We start from the raw sequence: 22415 nt of genomic DNA, 5'->3' as shown, positions 1-22415 counted from the left end.
TGCGCGACTTAGTCCGGAGGGAATTTTAGAGTGGAGATTAGAGATTATGGAGTAAACATTTACCATTCACCATTTACCATCTCTTCTCTATACTCTCCTCTCTCTACTCTTTTTTTGCGACCTCAAACCCTATCGACACCGAATTAACGCAATAACGTAATCCTGTAGAGGTAGGGCCATCGTCAAACACGTGACCTAAGTGGCCTCCGCATTTAGCACAGGTGATTTCGACACGACGCATGCCTAGGGTGTTATCTACGGTTTCTTTGATAACTCCAGCTTTTACTTCTTTATCAAAACTAGGCCAACCACAATGCGAATCAAACTTCGAATTTGAGCTAAAAAGTGGTGCGCCGCAACCTCTGCAGGTATACATCCCTTTCTCGTTGTGCATTAGAAATTTTCCGGTATAGGGCTGTTCTGTACCTTTTTGGCGTAAAATATAATATTCGTCGTCCGTTAATTTAGCCTTCCATTCGGCCTCAGTTTTAGGCAAATTTTCCATCGTGTTCGTTGCTATCGTTTGTTTAGGCGTTTGTTTGGGTTGTTGTCCACAAGCCTGCAGGCTAATGAATACGAGTACTAATCCTAGAATCTTTTTCATGTGATTATATTTTATAGCATAACGCAAGATAAGGGAAAAAGGTTTAAGCTGCTGCGCAGCAGTCGTCCTTCGGACTTAGTCGACTGCGTCTTAGTCATCGCTTCGCGATTTAGTCCGGAGTAAACATTTACCATTCACCACTTACCATTCACCATTCTCTACCCTCTATCCTATCCATCTCCTCTCTCTACTCTCTTATCTCTAATCTCCTTTATTCTTTGTGCTTTATGCTCTATGCTTTACGCATACCGCGGATCCACCCGCCACGCTAACTTCCGCAATTGTTGCACGCGTAGGGTTCGGTGGCCAAAATCGTCCATCGACACGCCCTGCATCCAATAAATTCCACTGCCGCGGAAAGAATAGTTCTTCAGGTCTGAAGGAAAATGGACGGTATCAAAGAATTCGCCTTGCAGGTCCACAAAGTAGCCAAAATACATTCTTTCGCCCTGCTTCGTTCGAGTGGATTTTAAGGTGACGAGGTAGCCGATGATATCGCCTTTGGGTAAAACTAAATCCGCATTTAATAAGGTTTCTGGTAATTCCTCTAACAATAAAAAAGGCGAGCAAAGGGGGAAACCGAGAATCTCCCATTGGTCGAAAGCATCCTCCTCGGGTTCGTGGATAAGCGGAGGCAAAACCCCGATGTCTGGGGAAAGTTCCTCGAACATCTCCATCGAGACCACCGTAGAGACTTTGCCTTGGAAGCGGGCGTGCGCCTCCCATAATAGTGGCTTTTTCGCCTGACCTAGGTTACGAAAGGCGCCTATGCGAATCAACAGAATCGATTGCTCTAGCCCGATGGAGACGCGGTGCACAAAATCCTCCCAAGAACGGAAAGGCCCAGACTGCCTCCGCGCTTCCAATATTTCCTGAATGACCCGCTTCTCCAGACCTTTGATGTGTACCCAGCCTAAATAAATCCGCTTGCCTTCGATCCGAGTTAGATAATCGCTCTCATTAATCTCGGGTGCCTCCACCTCTGCCCCGCAGCGTCTTGCCTCGTGCACATAAAATTCAGTCCGGTAGAATCCCCCAAAATTATTGATCACCGCCACCATAAATTCAAGTGGGTAATAGGTCTTCAAATAGAGGCTTTGGTAACTTTCTACGGCAAAAGAAGCCGAATGCGCCTTCGAAAAGGAATAGCCCGAAAAGCTTTCCATCTGCCTCCACACCTCCCGCGAAACGGCTTCGGGATAGCCTTTTTTGGCACAATTCTCGAAAAAAGCCTGCCTGATGCGGTCAAATTCTGCGCGAGAACGGTATTTACCTGACATTCCGCGGCGCAGGACATCAGCCTCCGCCAAAGTCAATCCGGCAAAATAGTGTGCCACCTTGATCACATCTTCCTGGTAGACCATCACACCATAGGTTTCCTTCATCAGCTCCCCCATCAGCGGATGCACCGGCTCGTAGGAATCGGGGGCGTGGAAACGCTCGATGTAGGCTTTCATCATCCCGGATGAGGCGACACCGGGGCGAATGATGGAGGATGCGGCGACTAGGGTAATGTAATCTTGGCAACGTAGCTTCTTTAAGAGCGAGCGCATCGCGGGTGATTCGATGTAAAAGCAGCCCATCGTCTCGTGGCGCATCAGCTGTTTGCGCACGCCTTCGTCTTTCATAAAGTCCTGCACGCGGTGGACGTCGACATCGACTCCGCGGTTTGCGCGGATGATATCGACGGACTCTTTGATGTGGCCGAGGCCTCTTTGGGACAAAATATCAAACTTCGCAAAGCCGATTTCCTCCGCCACGTACATATCGAACTGGCAGATGGGGAAACCTTTAGGCATCCCCTCTAAGGCCGTGTAAGCGGATAAGGGCACATCCGAAATGAGGATACCGCCCGCGTGGATGCTGAGGTAATTAGGGAAATCGAGCAGGAGCTGACCGTATTTGACAATCAACTGCTGCAACTCGGAACTCACCTCCCGCATCGCCGCGGCTGGATCGAGCCAGGCGTCTATCTCGGCTTTGGGAAGACCAAACACCTTCGCCAGCTCCCGGTAAATGGACTTATCTCGAAACGTGACATAGGTGGCCAGCAAACACACGTGCTTCGCCCCATAGCGCTTAAAGATGTAATCGATAATATCATCCCGCTCATCCCAGGAAAAATCAATATCAAAATCCGGCGGACTCGTCCGGTGTTTGTTGATGAAACGCTCGAAATAGAGGTCTAATTCCACCGGATCCACATCCGTAATCCCAATGCAATAGGCCACAATGGAATTTGCCCCGGAGCCACGACCTACGTGAAAATAGCCCCTAGAACGTGCATAACGAATAATGTCCCAGGTAATCAGGAAATAGGCATTGAAATCCAGCTCGTGAATAATCTTCAATTCCTTCTCCACCCGCGCCTTCGCCTCGCGATCCCCCCGCGGATAGCGAAAACGCAAACCCTCGTAAGCTAGCTTCGTTAAAAGCGCTAAATCGTCCTCTTTAGAAGAGCTAAACAGCGAACGGTTCTTCGGCTTTTTAAAATCAAAGCTAAAATGGCAATCGGATAGAATCTTATCCGCCTCCGCTAATAGCTGCGGATAATCCGCACAAGAGGCCGCTAGTTCCGCAGGAGTATAGAAACGTTCGTCTACCTGCGCCTGGTCCTGCTTCGACAATTTGCTCAATAGCGTATTCTTATCCACCGCGCGCAGCAAACGATGCATCGAAAATCTGCGCTGATCTAAAAACGTAAAGGGCTGACACCAGACAAAATCATGCAGGTCTTTTTCCTTCCAAATTTGCTTCAAGTCACTCGCTCGTACGCCCCAGCGCTCCTGCGAACCGAGCGTCTTGATCTTTTTCCGTAGAGCCAAAGGATAAATTATCCAAATATCGTCTGAAACCGGAGGTCGCTCTGGCCAGGGCTCTTTGGACACTAAATACTTCGTGGCAAAATCATTGATCTGCGCAAAACCGACTTCATTCCGCGCTAAACAAATATAACCTGCTGTAAATTCCATCCCCACCACAGGCTTAATCCCCTCCTGCTGGCAAGCTTGCACGAAATCGAATACCCCAGAACTCCGGTGGATATCCGTTAAGGCCAACGACGTAATGCCTCGCGCCTTCGCCTCCTGAACTAATTGCTCAGGCGAAAGCGTGCCATAGCGCAAGCTGTAGTAGGAATGGCAATTCAAATACATCTATTCGTCGTTTTTAGCGTGTGACGCACCCGCAGATATAGCAGCGGGTAATCGATTTCTACGTTCGGCACTCCCCATCAATCCACTCGCGCGCAAGATGGAAAACTCGCCGTAGCGGTTCTTCAGGGAGTCCATCGCCTGGTAAAGCGGCACTAGCTTAGCCCCGTCATCAAACAGGTTCAATTGCTCTTGGCCTTGTAATAGCTTCGAGAAGCGCACCCCGATCAGCCGAATTAATAGCCTCCGATCATACAGCTTCTCGAACAATTCATAGACCGCCGGAATCAGGCGGTGGTCGCTGGCGGAAGCGGGGATACTGATTTGACAGGTATGGGTGTCAAAATTCGAGTAACGCACCTTCACCGTAATACAGGACGTACATTGCCCCAGCTTGCGCAAATCATAGCTCAGTTGCTCGGTCAGCGAACCCAGGATCCGTCGTAACAAAATCACATCCGTACTATCCTGCTCAAACGTTATCTCCTTAGACAAGGACTTCTGCTCGGAATAAGGCACCACAGGACGCAAATCGATGCCGTTGGCTCTTTCCCAAAGCATCGTCCCCGACTTCCCAAAGGTTCGCTCTAATACTCGCTGCGGCATTTGGCTGAGCGTCCCTACATGGATGATCCCCATATTGCGTAGCGTCTGGGCCGTAACGGCGCCTATCATCGGGATCTTGTTCACCGTCATGGGCGCTAAAAAGGCTTTCTCCTGACCTGCTGGCACCTGAAACTCGCCGGCGGGCTTGACGTGATTCGTAGCGACTTTGGAAACCGTCTTATTCACCGATAAACCAAACGACATCTGCAATCCTATCTGCTTTTTAATTCGATCCCGCAGATCCTGGGCAAAGGCGTAAGACCCAAAGAAACGCTCCATCCCCGTCATATCTAAATAAAACTCATCAATCGAGGCTTTCTCCACTAAAGGCGCCCGCTCCATAATCAGCGAGGTCACCATCTCCGAATGCTGCACATACGCCTCGTAATCTCCTCGCAACACAATCGCGTCCGGACACAATTTCAACGCCATCTTCATGGGCATCGCAGAACGCACCCCAAAAGCCCGCGTCTCATAACTACACGCCGCCACCACGCCTCGATCCGACCCGCCGCCCACAATGACCGGCTTGCCCACAAGTCGTGTATCCCGGAGTCGCTCTACCGAGACAAAGAAACTGTCTAAATCCATGTGCACAATCGCGCGCTCCTGCATAAAATTGGTAGATATTTGGGTATTTTGAATACCTTTCGTAACTTCGAAAAGTATACGAAGAAATTTTAGATACGAATTTTATTCATTTTCCTTTAATAAGCAAATCGCATGAGCACTTTTTTTAGTCAGAATTTACGTTTTTTACGCAGCAAGATGTCGGAGAAAACGTCGCAGGAAAAACTGGCGGAATTACTGAATATTAAGAAGCCGACTTTGGGCTCGTATGAGTCCGGAAGAGCGGAGCCTAAATATGCGGATTTGATCTCCCTAGCGGAGTTTTTTAAGGTTGAAGTGGATGAATTATTGAAGGAAGATTTGTCTACAAGAATCCCCGGCCTGTCGAACAAACCTAAGCTACGAATTTTAGCTACGACGGTCGATGCGAACAATGAGGAGAATATCGAGATGGTTCCGGTCAAAGCTTTGGCAGGATACACCGCCTCCTACGACGACCTCGACTTCGTCCGCGACCTCCCTACGTTCCAAGTACCTTTCCTGCCTAAAGACAAGAAATACCGCGTTTTCCCCATCAAAGGCGAATCGATGTTGCCCCTACAGCCGGGCTCTTTAGTCTTCGCTGAATATGTCGAAGACTGGACCCAAATCAAGGACGGAACCATCTGCATCGTCGTTACCCGCGAGGACGGCGTCGTATTAAAGCAGGTCATCAACCACCTCGCAGAACGCAAAGTATTGATCCTGAACTCTACGAACAAGACCTACGATCCTTACCCGATTTTGGGCTCTGAAATCCAGGAAATCTGGAAGTTCGCGGGGTATTTCCACGATGCGTTTCCTGAAGTATAAAGTAAGAGTCAATAAGTCGCCGGATAAATCCGGCTTAGTCAAAGAGTCGAATGAAAACGACCTCTACGCTATTGACTAAGTCACAGAGTGACGACCCTTTGACCAAGCCGAGGGCGGCCCCGCCGCTTGAGGCGACTCATTTACCATTTACCACTCACCATTTACCATCTCTACAGATGATCCTTAAAATTGCCACCTCCCTTTCCATTTCCGAAAACCAAGTTCGGAAAACCATCGCCCTATTGGACGAGGGCGCCACGATTCCCTTTATTTCCCGCTACCGCAAGGAGGCGACGGGAAGTTTGGATGAGGTGCAGGTGGCGGCGATTCGGGACCTAAGGGATCAATATGTGGAATTAGAGAAGCGTCGCGAGGCGATCTTGAAGTCCTTACAGGAACTGGAGAAATTGACGCCGGAACTGGAGAAGGCGGTTCGAGGGGCAGAGACTTTGGCCAAATTAGAAGACATCTACCTTCCCTACAAACCTAAGCGCAAAACGCGCGCAATGGCAGCCCGCGAAAAAGGCTTACAAGAACTCGCAAACCAAATCCGATTACAAGGCCTAAAAGACCCAGAGGTCTTAGCGGCTGAATACTTAGACAATGTAAAGGAAGCACTTGCAGGGGCTCGGGATATTTTAGCAGAGGAGATGATGGAAACGGCTGAGGCGAGAGAGGAATCTAGAAACCTATTTGCCCGTAAAACCACCGTCAAATCAACAGTCGCGAAAGGCAAGCAAGAAGCAGGCATAAAATACAAAGACTACTTCGACTGGTCTGAATCCCTGGCTCAAGCGCCGTCTCATCGGGTTTTGGCCCTATTTAGAGGCGAAAATGAGGGAATTTTGAACCTAAACCTAGCGGGTCCGGACGAGGATGTTTTAAATAGATTAGAGCGCCGCTTCCTGACCGGAAACAATGCCTGTGCAAAACAAGTGGGACTGGCCATCCAAGACGGCTATAAACGCTTGCTGATGCCAGCCATGGAAACCGAAATGCGAGCTGAGGCGAAGAAACGCGCAGACGAAGAAGCGATTCGTGTCTTTGCAGAAAATATCAGACAACTTTTATTAGCCGCACCCTTAGGCCAAAAACGTGTCTTAGCCCTCGATCCTGGTTTCAGAACGGGTTGCAAAGTCGTTTGCTTAGATGAACAAGGCACGCTATTAGCAAACACGGCGGTCTATCCTCATACAGGACCGGGACAAGCAGCTGAAGCAGCACATACGATCCAAGCCTGGGTCAAACAATATAAAGTACAAGCCATCGCCATCGGAAACGGTACAGCAGGCAGAGAAACCGAGTCTTTTGTACGCGCTTTGAAGCTAGAGGGCATCACAATTATTATGGTGAACGAAAGCGGAGCATCCATCTATTCAGCCTCTGAAGCGGCACGGGACGAGTTTCCAGACAAGGATTTGACCGTTCGTGGCGCAGTTTCCATTGGGCGTCGTTTGATGGATCCTCTGGCAGAACTGGTTAAAATTGATCCTAAATCCATCGGTGTGGGGCAATATCAGCACGATGTAGACCAAAAGAAACTGCAAGCCTCCCTAGATGACACCATCATCTCTTGCGTGAACTCGGTAGGTGTGGAATTAAACACGGCCTCTAAACAGATTCTATCTTACGTTTCTGGCTTAGGTCCGCAATTAGCCCAAAACATCATCGACTACCGCACGAAGAACGGCCCCTTCATCAAGCGATCAGACCTAAAAAAGGTCACGCGTTTAGGAGAAAAAGCCTTCGAACAGGCAGCCGCTTTCTTACGGATACGCAACGCAAAAAATCCGTTAGATGCTAGCGCAGTACACCCGGAACGTTACGAAATCGTCGAAAAGATGGCAAAAGATTTGAACTGCAAGGTTTCAGATCTGTTAGCGAACGAATCGTTGCGCAAGCAAATCCGCCTGAGTCAATATGTAAGTACTGAAGTGGGAATGCCTACTTTGACAGATATTATGGAAGAGTTAGCTAAACCAGGACGTGACCCTCGAGAGCAATTCGAAGCCTTCGAATTCACCGAGGGGGTAAACTCGATCAAAGATCTTCGCGTAGGAATGACGCTTCCAGGAATTGTGACCAACATTACGAATTTTGGTGCCTTTGTAGATATCGGCGTTCACCAAGATGGCTTAGTTCACGTCAGCCAGCTAGCAGACAAGTTTGTGAAAGATCCCAATGAAGTAGTCAAAGTGGCACAAAAAGTGCAAGTCCGTGTGACGGAGGTGGATGAGGCAAGGAAGCGGATTGCGCTGAGTATGAAGAGCTAATGATGAATGGCGAATCTATAGTTTTAAAGCATAAAGCACAAAGAATAAAGTACAAAGATGGTATCGCCTTCGGCGATGAGTATGTGAACTGTTTAAAAATTCGAGGAAATAGTTCACGAATCCATCCCCGAAGGGGATTCCTGCTTTATTCTTTGTGCTTTATGCTTTGTGCTTTAAATTATAATGCACTTACCATTCACCATTTTAATTAATCTTTCTTCTTACAGCAATTCGGCAACTTCGCATAGTCTTTAGCGATCGCCTTCACCTCATCTGCATCGTATCCCGTTTCTGAGATTACTTTTCTGATACCTGATGCATCGATTTTTGCCGCATCGAACTCCACGGTGATGACCTTGTCGTCTAGATTCAAATCGGATTTAGCCACGCCTTTCGTCAAAGCTAAATTCTTTTCGATGCGCTCTTTGCACATTTCGCAAATGGCAGATGTTTTAATCTTAACCGTTTCTTTAGGGCCCGCAAGCGTTAAAAACGGCAGAATCAATAAAAATAAGAACTTTTTCATAGGATTATTTTTTAACTAATTTAAGATCCATCGTGCAAGCAGGACACTTCCCTTTTTTAGCATAGGTCTTTTTGCCTTCGCACTTCATTGGACAAGCATATTCTTCTTTTTTACTCTCTTTGGCAGCCTTTTGATCTGCCTTTTGAGTTACCTGACTTGTGGACGCAAAGGCCCCAAACATTCCCATTACTAGGGTCGAAACTACGATGTACTTTTTCATATTAATTGATTTTATAACGGATTCCTGTATATACCATGGTGCCGGTAATCGGCCCCCAAACCATCGAAGCATCAAATCCTGAAGCAAATGGATCTTTAGCTACATAAATGGGATTCTTTTGGGTAAAATTAAAAAGATTTTCCACTCCTACATATAATTCCCACTTTTTAAATTGACGGGTAACTTGCGCATAAACCGTAGAGAATGGTGGCGCTGTTACTTCTTGAATTGCATCAGTATGTAAATGCGCTAATTTATGGTCTGGTATTCTCCTAGAGCCATTCCATTGCCAGGTTATATCATACTTCCAAATCTCGTAAGGCGTCGAATAAGCTAAATTAACTAGCACACGATCTTTATTAAGATAAGGCTTTGACAGTCGAATCAAACCACCATCCATCCGTAAATAGTCTGCTTGAACATCTTGGTAACGGTAGGCAGCCTTGATTTCAAATCGTTTAAACGGACTATAATTGAACTCTGCTTGAATACTCGTAGCAAAAGACTCTCCACGCATGGCATACATTCGTATAGTCGACCCCGCCTCCATATCGACCATCCATTGATTTGTGAAATCGGTTCGGAAGGCATCTACTACCAGATTAGCTTTTCTAGATCCAATGTTCATATTCTTAGTTAGCGTAATTCCATAATTCCAGGAGGCCTCCAGCGGATTGAGATCCCCAACTAATTTTAAGGCTCGGTTATTGATTAAGAATCCCATATTTTCTGCCAAAGGATTCACCCGGCGCCACCCTTTCCCGGCAGATAATCGAACAATCCAATCCGGCGCTACATCCCACTTCATATGTAAACGAGGTACCCATTGGGTGCCTAGTTGATTGTGAAAGTCGACTCTTTGGCCTAGAACCACCGTTAATTTAGTAGGAATTGTCCACGTATATTCACCATAAATTCCAGGCACCATTTCTGTCCTGGAATAAGCTGAATCAATATAGGACTCTTGATAAGCATCCATCAAAAAGCTAGCACCGGTCTTCCAGGTATGATTTGTGTTGCCAATAATGGATTGAAAAATCAAATTACCGTACACACTTTGCTCACGCCCTCGGTAATTTTTCATGGAAAAGTAGGAATCATTTGAATGGTTCGCCGTACTTAAAATTAATGCCAAACCTTGATAAGGCTTAGCAGGGTACAAGCGAGCGATCTTAGCAAAAGTCTCCAAGCGCTCGGTCTTGCTCCCAAAGCCGTAGATCTTATACCGATCGGAATTTGATTCAATGCCGTTTTGACCTCCTAAACGATCCTCATGTAAGTAATTTGCTCCCCATTGAATCATCCAACGATCTGTGGCATATTTCCAGCGATTTAACACATTGATGAGGTTAAATAAAGGTAAGTCCAAAAAGCCATCTCCATTACCATCAAATCGAGCAACTTGCTGGGAATAATGCGTAAATACGCCTGTAGACAAGCGTGAATTAAAACGATGTGCGCCTTGTTGATTGACCTCAAAACGCCCCTGAGAGTTCGTATAGGTATTTAAATAATAAACCTCCGAAGTATCTGGCTTTGCCAGATCCACATTGATGGCCCCCGTCATAGATTCATATCCATTTACAACGGAGATTGTTCCTTTGGCTAAATCAATCGATTTAATCCAGGTTCCTGGTAAATAATTTAAGCCGTAGGTAGATTTCAAACCTCTAATCGACGGGATATTCTCTACATTCGTTTGCACATAATTTCCTGCTAAGCCCAGTAATTGAATTTGCTTCGAACCCGTCACAGCATCTGCATAACTAACAGATACCGACGCATTCGTCTCAAAGCTCTCAGATAAATTACAGCAAGCTGCCTTCCCTAAGGTTTTGATTGTCATAACCTCGGTGGCGAGAATGGCGTTGTCGTCTTTTTGACCCGGATTCGCGATCACCCGAAACTCTTTTAATTCTGTATCGCGTTCGATACTATCCTTTTTTATGACTTTTTGGGCCTGTAAAAGCGTAGAAAAACTTAGAAGAATAAGTAATTTATACATGGTATATTGATTTAAATGATAGAAATAGCTGTTACCCTATTTCCTCAAATCAAATACGTTTGCAATTGAGCTAAGCGAACTTGCCGCGATAAGGGTGGAGCGTTAGCTTGAAAAGATGAAAAAGAATCAAGTTCTTGATAAAAATTTTCTGATGAAGGAATAGCCATGGGCTGCGATGCCGAAACAAAAGCCAAGTTAATGGCTTTTACACCCCTCGTGAAATCAAAATTAAATTTCACCTGGTATTTCCCTAGCAAACAACATTTAGCCCTAGAAATATATGCTTGGGATGTATTTTTACAGCAAGATTCTGCTTTAGAGAAGCTGGTTTTCTTAGCCCCTGTAAACACACAAGTCGCTTCGGTCCATGAAATTCCAAGGCTGCCGAAAAGAATCCAGGCAGCGAGAAAAAGGGACATGAAGGATTGGGCGAACAATTTCATCAAACAAAATTAACTTAAAATTCTTAATTTGCTTTATGCTTCAGCGGTTTATTTTCCTATTACTATTCAGCGCTTGCTTACCCTTGAAGGCGCAAACCTACCGCTATTTGATTCTTTTAAAGGACAAAGGCTCAAACAATTATTCGTTAAACAAGCCAGAGGCCTTTTTAAGTTCCAAAAGCCTAGAACGCCGTAGAAAGAATCGCGTGGTCCTGACTTCACAAGACTTACCCATTAGCCAAAGCTACCTTGATCAAATAAAAGCCACGGGCGCCAGCATCCTATTTCCATTAAAGTGGATCAATGGTGCCCTTATTACCCAAAAACCAAGCGATTTAAAGAAAACTCTTGCCTTAAGTTGCGTCAAAGGCCTTTATTGGAATTTTCCTGCTGACTCGAGTCAAGCAAAGCAAATTCTATCCGGGACACAATCGAGCGCGGTAAGCCCCGATTACGGAAATTCATCCTACCAAATCAACCAATTAGGCATCGACCAGATGCATGCAAAAAATATACTCGGTCAAGGATCACTCATCACGCTACTCGATGACGGATTCAAACAAGCCAACACTGTTTCTTACCTTCAAAACACCTTTTCCGAAAAACGGATTATTGCTACTTTAATTACTGACCCAACAGTTACCTCCATATATACAGCTGGCGGCCACGGAACAAACGTCCTTTCAACAATAGCCGGTTATGAACCAGGGAAATTAATTGGGACTACCTACAAAGCCTCCTTTGCCCTAGCCCAAACCGAAGAAAGTGGACATGAATTAATTGTAGAGGAAGCCAATTGGCTACGTGGAGCCGAATGGGCAGATAGCTTAGGGACAGATATTATATCCTCTTCTTTGGGCTATTCTACCTTTGACAATCCCTTGCATAATCATAGCTATGCGGATATGAATGGCAAATCAACCTTAGTTTCCAAAGCCGCCGGATGGGCAGCCAGCAAAGGAATTTTAGTTACCATCAGTGCGGGAAATGAAGGAGCCAATAGCTGGAAATACATCACAGCACCAGCAGACGCAGACTCCATTTTAACAGTAGGTTCCGTTACTGCGTTAGGCAATAAATCGTCTTTCAGCTCAATTGGGCCCAGTTTCGATGGTCGAATAAAGCCTGATGTGGTGGCGATGGGATCTTCCACCGTCGTGGGTTATACGGATGGAATGATCGGGATTTCCAATGGCACCTCCTTTTCAGCTCCACTAATTGCAGGATTAGCAGCAGGGCTACTACAGACATTTCCTAGGCACACGGCGCAACAAATCAGAAATGCCTTGCTTAAATCAGGGACTCAATTTGCGAAAACAGATATGCTTTTAGGCTTTGGCATTCCCAATTATGACAAAGCCATAGCTGCCATGGAACTCATTTTAGAAAATGAACCAGATGCTTCCAAACTCATCATTTACCCTAATCCAGTTAGTTCGGGTTCTGCCATTCATATTTCGATGCCCTATGCTAATGCCGAAGTGGAATTACTAAATAATATAGGTGCTGTGGTTCATACTTTTAGATTAAATCAATCAGAGTCAACTATTTACTTGGCACCTTTCATTTCTGGGAAATATTATTTTAGATTTACCACACAATCAACCTCTATTGTCAAACCTATCCTATTACTATGAAAACACGCTTTCTTTCGCTCGATATTTTGAGAGGAATCACACTTGCGGGTATGATCCAAGTAAATAATAATGGCAATGGAGATTTCACCTATGGCCCTTTATTGCATGCTAAATGGAATGGCTTTACTCCTACAGACCTCGTTTTTCCTAGTTTTTTGTTCATGGTGGGTGTTGCGATGCGCTTTTCATTTAAAGCATTTAATTATGAATTGACACCCTCTGTTCGCAACAAGATTTTAAAGCGGACATTGTATCTTTTTTTAATCAATTACTTTGTTTTCTATTTCCCATTCCTTGATTTTTCTTTCGAAAATTTACGCTTTCTGAATGTATTACCCAGGATAGCCCTGTCTTATTGTGCCGTTTCTTTCATCACATTACAAGTTCCTAAAAAATGGCTTACTTGGATAAATGCGGGAATTTTACTGTCATTTTGGGGGATTTTGTATGTCTTTGGAGATACGGGATCTTGGATGGATATTAGTTCAAATGCCGTGCGGAAATTAGATCTCTTTTTATTCGGAGAATCACATTTATACCACGGTAATGTAGTAAATGGCCTCCGAATCGCTTTTGACCCGGAAGGCTTTTTGAGTACCTTACCAGCTATTTCGACGTGCCTTTTTGGCTACCAGGTGAGTTTGTATTTAGAGAATCAGGCCAAAGAAGGGAAATCTGCCTTAACCGGTCTACTCGGCTGGGGTACTGCCTTAATTGTAATTGCACTCCTTTGGGATCATGCTTTTCCTATCAACAAAAAATTATGGACAAGCTCTTTTGTCTTGATTTGCGCAGGGATTGATTTTATCTTGATCGGCTTACTAAACTGGTGGATTGAGACCAAAGAGCGTCATTTTGGTAACACCTTCTTCCTTGTTTTTGGCACCAATTCTATTCTTGCTTATGGCATTTCAGAGATAATTGCCATCCAATTAGGCAAATTTCAAATACAGAATATGTCAGCCAGCGATTGGTTATACTGGCATATTTTCGAGCCTATTTTTGGCAAATTCAACGGATCACTCGCTTATGCGATAGCTTTTGTACTGGTTTGCTGGGGGGTATGTTGGGTGTTTTGGCGCAAAAAATGGTTTCTCAAGGTTTAATAAAAAAGAGTTCTAAAATTGGGCTGCGCCATAATTTTGTGAATCTCTTTTTTAAAACCTTTCGATTCTTTACAAGAATTGATGTGGCTAATATTAATTTTCAAATGATAAAAATCAAAAACTATTCTTACGAACTCTAAAAAGAGCAAGCGATTTAAAATCTGAAGGCTGTTTTAGTTTGGGGATTTTAGAAATTATGACGTAGACCAATTTGAAAATCCCCAAACTAAATGGCCTCAGATTTATAAAGAAGCGCTGCACCAAAAACCCCAGCCGAATCCCCCAACTTAGGCTTCACAATCGGAGTCAAGACCTCTCCAGAATTGAAAATGTATTTCTTAATTCGTTCGATTCCCTCTGAATAAAGTAAATCGATATTACCCACGCCACCACCAATGACGATTACTTGAGGGTCCAATACATTAATTAGGGTGGAAACGGCGCGTCCAAAATTCTCTAGCATACGCTCGATGGTTGCAGAAGCGAAAGTATCTGTTCCGGCTAAATGCGCTTGAAGAATTTGGGGCATTCTGAGTTTTTGACCACTTTGGGACATATAAAAACCCTCTAAAGCTGGGCCCGAAATCACGTGTTCCACGCATCCTGACTTACCGCAATAACAAGGCGTCCCGCCTTCTTCTAAGATGTTATGACCCCATTCGCCACCTATTCCATGCAAACCATTGATTACCTGACCGTGGACAACTAAACCACCACCCACACCGGTTCCCATGATGATCCCAAAAACGACCTCAGCCTTAGGATTTACATCCTGAACAACTCCCATCAAGGTTTCTGCCAAAGCAAAGCAATTAGCATCATTCGCTAACCGAACCTGAGCTCCAGTAGCTTTTGCTAAATCAACCGCCATCGGACGACCGTTCATCGAGGTCGTGTTGCAGTTTTTCATGGTTTGGGTAGCGGGATTCAATACACCTGGAGTGGCAAAACCAATATGCGTAGGCGAAACACCAATCTGATCAGACACCCGCGATACCAAACGAGCGACTTGCGAAATAATATGTTCGTAGCCCTTAGAGGCCTCAGTGTCAATGCGTTCACGCGCGATGATGTGAGTTAGGTCATCGGCAGCTAAAACAGCGCATTCGATTTTAGTTCCACCTAAATCGATGCCCCATAAATAAAATTGTTTCATAGGTTTAGCGACGGTTATCGTTATTTTCAAAGATACTCAAATAACTTAAATAGCGACTATGGGCGATTTCGCCCGCCTCAAATGCTTTTAAAACCGCACAGGATGGCTCCGAAATATGTAGGCAATTATTGAATTTACATTCGCCTATTAAGGCACGCATTTCGGGAAAATAGTGTGATAATTCCTCTTTTTCGATCTCCATGACCCCAAGTTCATTGATGCCTGGGCTATCGATTAAGTAGGTTTCTGGCCCTAATTCCCACATGGTGGAGTAGGTGGTGGTGTGCACCCCTCTTTGGGCAAAATCAGAAATCTCATTCACTTTGATATTCAAATGTGGAGATACTAAATTCAATAAACTAGATTTCCCCACGCCCGAATGTCCTGCTAATAGCGACACTTTTCCGGCAAACATTGCTTTAAACTCGTCTACACCTTGACTTCGTGGAATGGAGGTAAACAAAATGCCATAGCCTAAATCCTGATAAAGGGCTGCGTAGCCGAAGATTTGGTCCTCCTCCTCCTCATTAAATAAGTCCATCTTATTAAAAACGATGGTAACCGGGATGCGAAAAGCTTCGGCAGTCACTAAAAAACGATCTAAAAAGCCCAAAGATGTTTTAGGAGATTTTAAGGTCATCACGAAAATGGCTTGATCCACATTCGCGGCCATTAACTGCCCCTGACCGGTTTTATGAACGGATTTTCGGATGATGTAATTCGTGCGCGGAATGATTTCCTCTATAACCACTGTTTCGTTCGCTTCATCCTCTACGGCATAAATGACACGATCACCGACGGTGACTGGATTCGAAGTTTTGGGGCCTTTTAATTTAAATTTACCCTTCAAACGGCCTTTAAATACCTTTCCAGACTCGGAACGAATTTCGTACCAAGATCCGGTTGAACGCATAATTAAGCCTTTACTTCCTTCCATTGATTGCTAAATTACGCACAAATTCCATGATTCTTTCGGTTGCTCCCGCTTGTAATTGCACGAAAGCACGAGATTGCACTTGCTTATTTACAAATAAATCGTCTCTGGCGTAAATCCCGCGCATTGTTTTATCTAATTCATCAGACGATCCGATCGGGAAGGCAAGTCCTAATTCAATTAACTCTCTTGCTTCTCGGAATTTCTGGTAGTTTTTATTGCCAAAAAATACGGTTGGACCAAATACCGCAGCTTCTAAAGTATTATGTAAACCATCGCCAAATGCTCCACCAACGTATGCGAAGGATGCTCCATTATATAAATTCGCTAAACGCCCCACCTCGTTGACAAAAAGCACATCGGCATTTTCAATAAAAGGACCTATCGAGTAAGTCACCTGTAAATCTATCTGATCTTCCCAAGTCTTCAACTCACCCGAATGAATTTCATGGGGTGCAATCACCCATTTGAAGGGATATTTCTTTGAATTAATTATCGGGATTAAACAATCCATATCCGCCTGCCACGCAGAACCGACCACCATAAATTCTTTATTATCTAAAAATTTAGTTAATAGATTCCAGGGAACGGGATTTCGCAAGGTGTCTAACACACGATCAAATCGAGTATCTCCAGCCACTGTTACATTCGGCCGCTGAAGCAAATCGGCAGATGCCTGATCTTGAACAAACAGATGTTCAAAACAAGCTAATAAGCGAAGAAAAAAACCTCCATACCAGTTGAAAAACACTTGTTTTGGCCTAAATATAGCTGAAACTAAAATGGTTGGAATCGATCGCTTTTTTAATCCAGTTAAATAATAATGCCAAAATTCATACTTCACAAAAACCGCCAGCGAAGGCTTCACTAAATCTATAAATCGAGCACTAGTAAAATAGCCGTCTAAAGGCAAATAACTAACATAATCAGCACCAACATAATTCTTTCGTACCTCATAACCGGAGGGTGAAAAGAAGGTCACTAAAATAAAATGCGATGGATTCTCCTTTTTATACGACTCAATAATGGGTCTCCCTTGCTCAAATTCGCCCATCGATGCGGTATGAAACCAGACCACGGGTTTTTTATTCGTTTCAAAATGTTCTTCTAGACCATCCCAAACATGTTTTTGGCCCTCATTCATCAAATGCGCTTTGCTTTGAAACAAGGCGGCTAAACGAATAAGCCCTCGATATAAAAACAAGACAAAAGAATAGAGGCAAACCCTCATTTTTTACTAAATTTGATATTGAATTGATAAAATTACGAAAAAGGCAGGTGAATATGAATTGGATACCCTTGACTGATGAGAAACAACTGGCAGAAATCGTGAATATGTCGCAAGAAAAACCAGTGGTCATTTTCAAACATAGTACGCGTTGCTCCATCTCCTCTACGGCATTAAATCGTTTTGAAAGAGCTTGGGATTCGGAAAATGCTCCTGCCTATTATCTGGATTTAATTGCCTATAGACCTATTTCAGGCCAAATAGCTAGTCAATTCGACGTTGAACATCAGTCCCCACAAGTACTGGTGATTGATAAGGGTGCATGCCCTTATTCTGCCACTCATTGGGACATTTCAGTAGAAGAAATCAAACCTTTTATCCATGCCTAGATTTTTTTTATTTTGGGTGATTTTTAGTGTCCCTTTGCTTATGATGGGCCAAAGAAAATCAGCAGCACCCCAGAAAAAAGAAATTAATGCATCCTCTTCTTCCTGGGGAATTGGCGTAAATACCAATACAAACTCGGGCATTTTAGGTGGCTTTAGCTTTATTAAATCATTTAAAAACCGATCTTTCGTAAATGTGGATCTAACGAATACTAAAGATTACCGCGAATTCGATTCCCCCTTTTCCTATAATGGTAGAACTTACGTAGAAGGAAAATTAAATTATTTGATCAATTTCAGACCTGAATACGGTCGCCAATGGGCTTTATTAAAACAAGCAAGTGAAGGAGGAACGAGTTTGAATGGTCGCATTGCAACGGGTCCTACCATCGGAATTCAAAAGCCCTATTTTGTAGACATTGTTTATACAGAAGCGGGAAAGTCTATTTCTGCGAGTGTTCCGATGGCAAAAGCTTTGGACAATACCTATACTAAATCCATCATCAGCGGTGAAGGCAGTTTCTTTTCCGGGTTATCAGAATCGAAATTTATCCCCGGATGGCACGTAAAAACGGCTCTAGAGTTTAAATTTGAGACCTTAAAACAGAACTACCTTGCCATCGAGACGGGATTTATCGTCGATTTTTTCAGCCAGCCTGTGGAAATTTTAAACCAAACAAACCCTAGATCCGTTTATACAACGGGTTATGTGACCTTTTTCTTTGGAAAAAGTAAATAGATAAAATATGATTGAATTACCTCAAGTAAGTCCTGCCGCTAATTCTCGCAAACCAGATTGGTTACGCGTTAAATTACCGATCGGCGAAAAATATACGAACGTGCGTAAAATCGTGGATGAATACAAATTACACACGATTTGCCAGTCCGGAAATTGCCCTAATATGGGGGAATGCTGGGGTGAAGGAACGGCTACTTTCATGATACTAGGAAACGTTTGTACGCGCTCTTGCACTTTTTGTGCCGTTGCAACGGGACGTCCTATTGAATATGATGAAGACGAACCACGCCGAGTGGCAGATGCCATCCAATTAATGAAAGTGAAGCACGCGGTAATTACCTCGGTGAATCGCGATGAATTAAAAGATAAAGGGGCTGAAATTTGGTACCAAACTGTTCGCGCGGTGAAAGAAACCACCCCTTTAACGACGATTGAGACATTAATTCCAGATGTAAAAGCCAATTGGGATGCCCTTATTCGGATGATTGAAGGCGGTCAGGAAGTTGTTTCACACAATATGGAAACAGTGGAACGTTTATACCGCTATGTTCGCCCTCAAGCAAAATATGTGCGTAGTTTAGAGCAAATCAAGCGCACAAAGGAATTCGGCAAACGCAATAAATCAGGCATTATGCTTGGTTTAGGTGAGACGCAAGACGAGGTGTTGAAAGCGATGGACGACCTCATCGAAAACGGATTGGATGTGTTGACTTTGGGACAATACCTACAACCGACGAAAATGCACCATGAAGTGATCGAATGGATACACCCTGATACATTCGCTATGTACAAAGAGGAAGGATTGAAACGCGGGCTTGCCTACGTAGAATCCGGCGCACTTGTACGTTCTAGTTACCACGCGGAAAAGCACATCTAGTTTATGCAATTACCCGGCCCAGCCTATCGAGAATACGATTACATCCTAGCGGGCGGGGGAATGGCAGGATTATCTTTGACCTATTACTTATCTAAAAGTAGTCTTAGTTCGAGGCGCATTTTGATCATCGACCGGGGAATTCGACGAGAACAAACTTTTTGCTACTGGAGTGCTGAAACTAGTGGTTTCGATTTTCTAGCCGAGAAATCCTGGGAATCGCTCTACTTTCATAGTTCTCGTCCGTCTTCGAAACAAATTCCTATTGAACCCTATGCCTATCATAAAATCAATAGTAAGAACTGGTTTTCGCATGTGGAAGCGGAATTAAGTAAGTACCCTAACATACATTTCTTAGCGGCCGAAATCCAATCCATAGCTTTTCAAGGCGTAGGATCTTTAGTCCAAACATCAGAAGGCGAATTCTACGCCTCCGAAAAAATCTTTGACAGTTTCAGCCCATTTCCTTGCGATAATGCAAACCCTAAACATCTCAAGCAACATTTCTTAGGATGGGAAGTGGAATGCAATTTCAATAATTTCGATACGGACGCGGCGCATTTATTTGACTTTCGAGTGGCTTTTGGTAAAGAATGTGAGTTTATGTATGTCCTCCCTACCAGTCCTCGCAAGGCCCTATTCGAATATACCTTTTTCTCTGGAACCTTACGCGAACCAGAATTCTACCGGGATAAGATTAAATCCTATTTGTTCGCCTATTATGGCCTAACGGAGGATGATTACCTGATAAAAGAGGAGGAAAGTGGGGTAATTCCGATGCGCAATAATCCAAACGCGGTGGAGAATCTATATCAAAAACATCTAAAAATCGGAACTAGTGGTGGCTTCGTAAAATCCACAACCGGCTACAGTTTTTACCGAACCCAAAAATTCTGCCAAGACTTAGTGGCAGCCCTCGAAAAAGGCCCTTCCCCACAGCTAGTAATTCCACATCGACCTTGGAAAATCTGGTTAGACGAGGTCTTCCTACACGTATTGATTGATCAAAGAATAGCGGGGTCTAAAGTCTTTGAAAGCCTTTTTTACAATAACAAACCAGCCTTACTATTAAAATTCCTGCAAGAAGAAACCACTTGGAAAGAAGACCTAAGATTAATGTGGTCCGTTCCTACTTTGCCTTTTGTGAGAGCCGCATTGAAAACTATTAACCGGTCAAAAATTAAATGAATTGAACTTGCGGGTTCCTTGGAATAATCGTATTTTTGGCCTGATTTTAATCTCAAAAAACAAATAATATTCGCCCATGGCATATCTATTCACCTCTGAATCGGTTTCTGAAGGACACCCAGATAAAGTAGCTGATCAAATTTCTGATGCGTTAATTGACCATTTCATGGCCTTTGACCCCACTTCTAAAGTGGCATGCGAAACACTTGTAACCACTGGTCAAGTAATTTTAGCTGGCGAAGTAAATACAACGACCTATTTAGACGTACAAGCCATCACACGTGAAGTAATTCGCAAGATTGGTTATACGAAGTCAGAATATATGTTTGAGGCAAACTCTTGCGGTATTTTATCAGCGATTCACGAGCAATCAGCGGATATCAACCAAGGGGTGGATCGCAAGAACCCAGAAGAACAAGGTGCAGGTGACCAAGGAATGATGTTCGGTTTCGCTACGAAGGAGACTGACAACTACATGCCTTTGGCCTTAGACTTAGCCCACAAAATCTTACAAGAACTTTCAGCTATCCGCAATAACGAGCCATCGTTAATCGGATACCTTCGTCCTGATGCAAAATCTCAGGTGACGATTGAATACAGTGATAACCACGTGCCACAACGTATCGAAACGATTGTTGTTTCGACACAGCACGATGACTTCGCGCCAGAAGCTGAGATGTTAGCGAAAATCAACAAGGATATCGTTGAGATCGTTATACCTCGCGTGAAGGCTAAATTGAAGCCTGAATTGCAAGCTTTATTTAATGATGCTATCACCTACCACATTAATCCAACTGGTAAATTCGTGATCGGTGGTCCACACGGAGATACAGGTTTAACAGGTCGTAAAATCATCGTAGATACCTATGGTGGAAAAGGGGCTCACGGTGGTGGTGCTTTCTCTGGTAAGGATCCGTCCAAAGTAGACCGTTCAGCTGCCTATGCAACGCGTCATATCGCGAAAAACTTAGTCGCTGCTGGTTTATGTGACCAAGTATTAGTGCAGGTTTCTTATGCGATTGGTGTAGCTAAACCTTGCGGTTTATTCATCGATACCTACGGAACAGCGAAAGTAGATATGACAGATGGCGAAATCGCACGTAAAGTAGAGGCTATCTTCGATATGCGTCCTTACTTCATCGAGCAACGTTTGAAATTACGTAACCCGATCTATTCTGAGACGGCAGCTTATGGACACATGGGACGTAAGAACGAAATCGTTACAAAAGAATTCACTGGTCCTAACGGCCAAAAAGTAAGCAAAGTAGTGGAATTATTCACTTGGGAAAAATTAGATTACGTAGATACAGTGAAGACTGCTTTCGGAATTTAATTCTCCCTATAGCTCTAAACCAAAAGAGGCGACCTTCGGTCGCCTCTTTTGGTTTATTTTTTTTCTACATTTTCTCGCTAGCCAGATCTTCGGCTCGAAGCGCCTTCACGGCATTAGTTTTAGATTTAAATCGTTTAATCTGTTCTGCAATCGCATGTAGCGCTAAGTCTAATGCTTCTTCAAATGATTTTGCTGTTTCTTTCACAAATAACACCGCACCAGGTACCGTGATCTTAATTTCTAACATTTTCTCTTTTACCTTTCCTAAACTTGTCGAAACTTTAAGAAACACCTCACCTCCGGTTATTCGGTCATAAAAAGTGTCTAATTTGTTTAACTTTTCTTGAATGCTTTCTACCAATTTGCGGTCCGCAGTAAAGTGGATCGCGTGAACTTGCACTTTCATAAGCTTAAAATTTAATGGTGAAAAACGCTTTGGGAATCTTAGCAAAGCTGACAGAAAAAAGAACGTTTCAGATTCGTTATAAACGTATCTTATTTTTAGGCAGATGTCAAGTTTTTAACAGATTTTATTTGGCTACGCCAAAAAAATCTGTTAAAAAAGTCGCTGCTTCGCCGCCTA

At 43.9% G+C, this 22415-nt stretch carries 20 protein-coding genes; 9 read left to right on the top strand and 11 right to left on the bottom strand.

The genetic code is table 11. The features are described from left to right. Nucleotides 1–103 precede the first annotated feature (103 nt). From msrB to dinB, 3 genes are all read right to left on the bottom strand, one after another. On the bottom strand, nucleotides 104–604 hold the full coding sequence (gene msrB / locus ACST13_RS02060) for a peptide-methionine (R)-S-oxide reductase MsrB (protein WP_459521564.1): 501 nt from the start codon (nucleotides 602–604) through the stop codon (nucleotides 104–106). A gap of 239 nt (nucleotides 605–843) precedes the next feature. Beyond that, on the bottom strand, nucleotides 844–3759 hold the full coding sequence (locus ACST13_RS02055) for a DNA polymerase III subunit alpha (protein WP_459521563.1): 2916 nt from the start codon (nucleotides 3757–3759) through the stop codon (nucleotides 844–846). Further along, nucleotides 3760–4977: a DNA polymerase IV gene (dinB, locus tag ACST13_RS02050; RefSeq protein WP_459521562.1), complete on the bottom strand. Its 1218-nt coding sequence runs from the start codon at nucleotides 4975–4977 to the stop codon at nucleotides 3760–3762. It lies immediately after the preceding gene. 108 nt (nucleotides 4978–5085) lie between these two features. Here dinB and ACST13_RS02045 point away from each other — a divergent pair, with 108 nt between their 5' ends. Next, on the top strand, nucleotides 5086–5784 hold the full coding sequence (locus tag ACST13_RS02045; RefSeq protein ID WP_459521561.1) for an XRE family transcriptional regulator: 699 nt from the start codon (nucleotides 5086–5088) through the stop codon (nucleotides 5782–5784). A 176-nt stretch (nucleotides 5785–5960) separates the two neighbouring features. Further along, nucleotides 5961–8057: a Tex family protein gene (locus ACST13_RS02040; protein ID WP_459521560.1), complete on the top strand. Its 2097-nt coding sequence runs from the start codon at nucleotides 5961–5963 to the stop codon at nucleotides 8055–8057. A 208-nt stretch (nucleotides 8058–8265) separates the two neighbouring features. On the opposite strand, the gene ACST13_RS02035 is transcribed toward ACST13_RS02040, so the two are convergent. From ACST13_RS02035 to ACST13_RS02020, 4 genes are read right to left on the bottom strand one after another with little or no spacing between them, the layout of a single operon-like run. Continuing rightward, nucleotides 8266–8583, bottom strand: a complete 318-nt coding sequence (locus ACST13_RS02035) for a heavy-metal-associated domain-containing protein (protein ID WP_459521559.1) — start codon at nucleotides 8581–8583, stop codon at nucleotides 8266–8268. A gap of 4 nt (nucleotides 8584–8587) precedes the next feature. Continuing rightward, on the bottom strand, nucleotides 8588–8803 hold the full coding sequence (locus tag ACST13_RS02030; protein ID WP_459521558.1) for a heavy metal-binding domain-containing protein: 216 nt from the start codon (nucleotides 8801–8803) through the stop codon (nucleotides 8588–8590). 1 nt (nucleotide 8804) lies between these two features. Beyond that, nucleotides 8805–10808, bottom strand: coding sequence for a TonB-dependent receptor plug domain-containing protein (locus ACST13_RS02025; protein WP_459521557.1), 2004 nt, complete (start codon nucleotides 10806–10808; stop codon nucleotides 8805–8807). Between the two features lie 44 nt (nucleotides 10809–10852). Then, a complete protein-coding gene (locus ACST13_RS02020; protein WP_459521556.1) occupies nucleotides 10853–11251 on the bottom strand; it encodes an HYC_CC_PP family protein in 399 nt (132 codons plus the stop codon). Nucleotides 11252–11286: 35 nt separating this feature from the next. Here ACST13_RS02020 and ACST13_RS02015 point away from each other — a divergent pair, with 35 nt between their 5' ends. Both ACST13_RS02015 and ACST13_RS02010 read left to right on the top strand, forming a co-directional pair. Then, the gene (locus ACST13_RS02015) at nucleotides 11287–12888 is read left to right on the top strand and encodes a S8 family serine peptidase (protein ID WP_459521555.1); all 1602 of its coding nucleotides are present in this window, start codon (nucleotides 11287–11289) and stop codon (nucleotides 12886–12888) included. Further along, entirely contained in the window at nucleotides 12885–13994 is a 1110-nt protein-coding gene (locus ACST13_RS02010) for an acyltransferase family protein (RefSeq protein ID WP_459521554.1), read from the top strand. The genes ACST13_RS02015 and ACST13_RS02010 overlap by 4 nt, the downstream gene beginning before the upstream one ends. Before the next feature lie 226 nt (nucleotides 13995–14220). Here the strand turns inward: ACST13_RS02010 and ACST13_RS02005 are convergent, their stop codons facing one another. Genes ACST13_RS02005 through ACST13_RS01995 form a run of 3 tightly spaced genes read right to left on the bottom strand, consistent with a single transcriptional unit; the run spans nucleotide 14221 to nucleotide 17315 of the window. Further along, entirely contained in the window at nucleotides 14221–15150 is a 930-nt protein-coding gene (locus ACST13_RS02005; protein WP_459521553.1) for an ROK family protein, read from the bottom strand. Between the two features lie 4 nt (nucleotides 15151–15154). Beyond that, nucleotides 15155–16087, bottom strand: a complete 933-nt coding sequence (gene rsgA, locus ACST13_RS02000) for a ribosome small subunit-dependent GTPase A (RefSeq protein ID WP_459521552.1) — start codon at nucleotides 16085–16087, stop codon at nucleotides 15155–15157. Further along, complete coding sequence (locus ACST13_RS01995) at nucleotides 16074–17315, bottom strand: 3-deoxy-D-manno-octulosonic acid transferase (RefSeq protein WP_459521551.1); 1242 nt, start codon at nucleotides 17313–17315, stop codon at nucleotides 16074–16076. The genes rsgA and ACST13_RS01995 overlap by 14 nt, the downstream gene beginning before the upstream one ends. 53 nt (nucleotides 17316–17368) lie before the next feature. On the opposite strand from ACST13_RS01995, the gene ytxJ reads away from it, so the two are divergent. The 5 genes from ytxJ (at nucleotide 17369) to metK (ending at nucleotide 21832) form a co-directional block, all read left to right on the top strand. Next, on the top strand, nucleotides 17369–17701 hold the full coding sequence (gene ytxJ, locus ACST13_RS01990) for a bacillithiol system redox-active protein YtxJ (protein ID WP_459521550.1): 333 nt from the start codon (nucleotides 17369–17371) through the stop codon (nucleotides 17699–17701). After that, on the top strand, nucleotides 17694–18437 hold the full coding sequence (locus ACST13_RS01985; protein ID WP_459521549.1) for a hypothetical protein: 744 nt from the start codon (nucleotides 17694–17696) through the stop codon (nucleotides 18435–18437). The genes ytxJ and ACST13_RS01985 overlap by 8 nt, the downstream gene beginning before the upstream one ends. A 7-nt stretch (nucleotides 18438–18444) precedes the next feature. Further along, complete coding sequence (lipA, locus tag ACST13_RS01980; protein WP_459521548.1) at nucleotides 18445–19314, top strand: lipoyl synthase; 870 nt, start codon at nucleotides 18445–18447, stop codon at nucleotides 19312–19314. A gap of 3 nt (nucleotides 19315–19317) precedes the next feature. Then, complete coding sequence (locus ACST13_RS01975) at nucleotides 19318–20499, top strand: lycopene cyclase family protein (protein ID WP_459521547.1); 1182 nt, start codon at nucleotides 19318–19320, stop codon at nucleotides 20497–20499. Between the two features lie 76 nt (nucleotides 20500–20575). Beyond that, complete coding sequence (gene metK, locus ACST13_RS01970; RefSeq protein WP_459521546.1) at nucleotides 20576–21832, top strand: methionine adenosyltransferase; 1257 nt, start codon at nucleotides 20576–20578, stop codon at nucleotides 21830–21832. Between the two features lie 64 nt (nucleotides 21833–21896). Here metK and ACST13_RS01965 read toward each other — a convergent pair whose 3' ends face one another. Beyond that, nucleotides 21897–22238, bottom strand: a complete 342-nt coding sequence (locus ACST13_RS01965; RefSeq protein ID WP_459521545.1) for an HPF/RaiA family ribosome-associated protein — start codon at nucleotides 22236–22238, stop codon at nucleotides 21897–21899. Nucleotides 22239–22415 lie beyond the last annotated feature (177 nt).

The organism is Aquirufa sp. A-Brett2-W8, from assembly GCF_054558755.1.
This window is presented reverse-complemented; position numbering and strand designations above follow the sequence as displayed.

Bases quoted from the DNA above. Each gene is read 5' to 3' on its own strand.
- ACST13_RS02045 (WP_459521561.1), top strand. From the start codon at position 5,086: ATGAGCACTTTTTTTAGTCAGAATTTACGTTTTTTACGCAGCAAGATG.
- ACST13_RS02025 (WP_459521557.1), bottom strand. From the start codon at position 10,808: ATGTATAAATTACTTATTCTTCTAAGTTTTTCTACGCTTTTACAGGCC.
- dinB (WP_459521562.1), bottom strand. From the start codon at position 4,977: ATGCAGGAGCGCGCGATTGTGCACATGGATTTAGACAGTTTCTTTGTC.
- ACST13_RS02010 (WP_459521554.1), top strand. From the start codon at position 12,885: ATGAAAACACGCTTTCTTTCGCTCGATATTTTGAGAGGAATCACACTT.
- ACST13_RS02005 (WP_459521553.1), bottom strand. From the start codon at position 15,150: ATGAAACAATTTTATTTATGGGGCATCGATTTAGGTGGAACTAAAATC.
- ACST13_RS02040 (WP_459521560.1), top strand. From the start codon at position 5,961: ATGATCCTTAAAATTGCCACCTCCCTTTCCATTTCCGAAAACCAAGTT.
- ACST13_RS01965 (WP_459521545.1), bottom strand. From the start codon at position 22,238: ATGAAAGTGCAAGTTCACGCGATCCACTTTACTGCGGACCGCAAATTG.
- ACST13_RS02055 (WP_459521563.1), bottom strand. From the start codon at position 3,759: ATGTATTTGAATTGCCATTCCTACTACAGCTTGCGCTATGGCACGCTT.
- ACST13_RS02035 (WP_459521559.1), bottom strand. From the start codon at position 8,583: ATGAAAAAGTTCTTATTTTTATTGATTCTGCCGTTTTTAACGCTTGCG.
- ACST13_RS01985 (WP_459521549.1), top strand. From the start codon at position 17,694: ATGCCTAGATTTTTTTTATTTTGGGTGATTTTTAGTGTCCCTTTGCTT.
- ACST13_RS02030 (WP_459521558.1), bottom strand. From the start codon at position 8,803: ATGAAAAAGTACATCGTAGTTTCGACCCTAGTAATGGGAATGTTTGGG.
- metK (WP_459521546.1), top strand. From the start codon at position 20,576: ATGGCATATCTATTCACCTCTGAATCGGTTTCTGAAGGACACCCAGAT.
- ACST13_RS01975 (WP_459521547.1), top strand. From the start codon at position 19,318: ATGCAATTACCCGGCCCAGCCTATCGAGAATACGATTACATCCTAGCG.
- ytxJ (WP_459521550.1), top strand. From the start codon at position 17,369: ATGAATTGGATACCCTTGACTGATGAGAAACAACTGGCAGAAATCGTG.
- ACST13_RS02020 (WP_459521556.1), bottom strand. From the start codon at position 11,251: ATGAAATTGTTCGCCCAATCCTTCATGTCCCTTTTTCTCGCTGCCTGG.
- rsgA (WP_459521552.1), bottom strand. From the start codon at position 16,087: ATGGAAGGAAGTAAAGGCTTAATTATGCGTTCAACCGGATCTTGGTAC.
- ACST13_RS02015 (WP_459521555.1), top strand. From the start codon at position 11,287: ATGCTTCAGCGGTTTATTTTCCTATTACTATTCAGCGCTTGCTTACCC.
- ACST13_RS01995 (WP_459521551.1), bottom strand. From the start codon at position 17,315: ATGAGGGTTTGCCTCTATTCTTTTGTCTTGTTTTTATATCGAGGGCTT.
- lipA (WP_459521548.1), top strand. From the start codon at position 18,445: ATGATTGAATTACCTCAAGTAAGTCCTGCCGCTAATTCTCGCAAACCA.
- msrB (WP_459521564.1), bottom strand. From the start codon at position 604: ATGAAAAAGATTCTAGGATTAGTACTCGTATTCATTAGCCTGCAGGCT.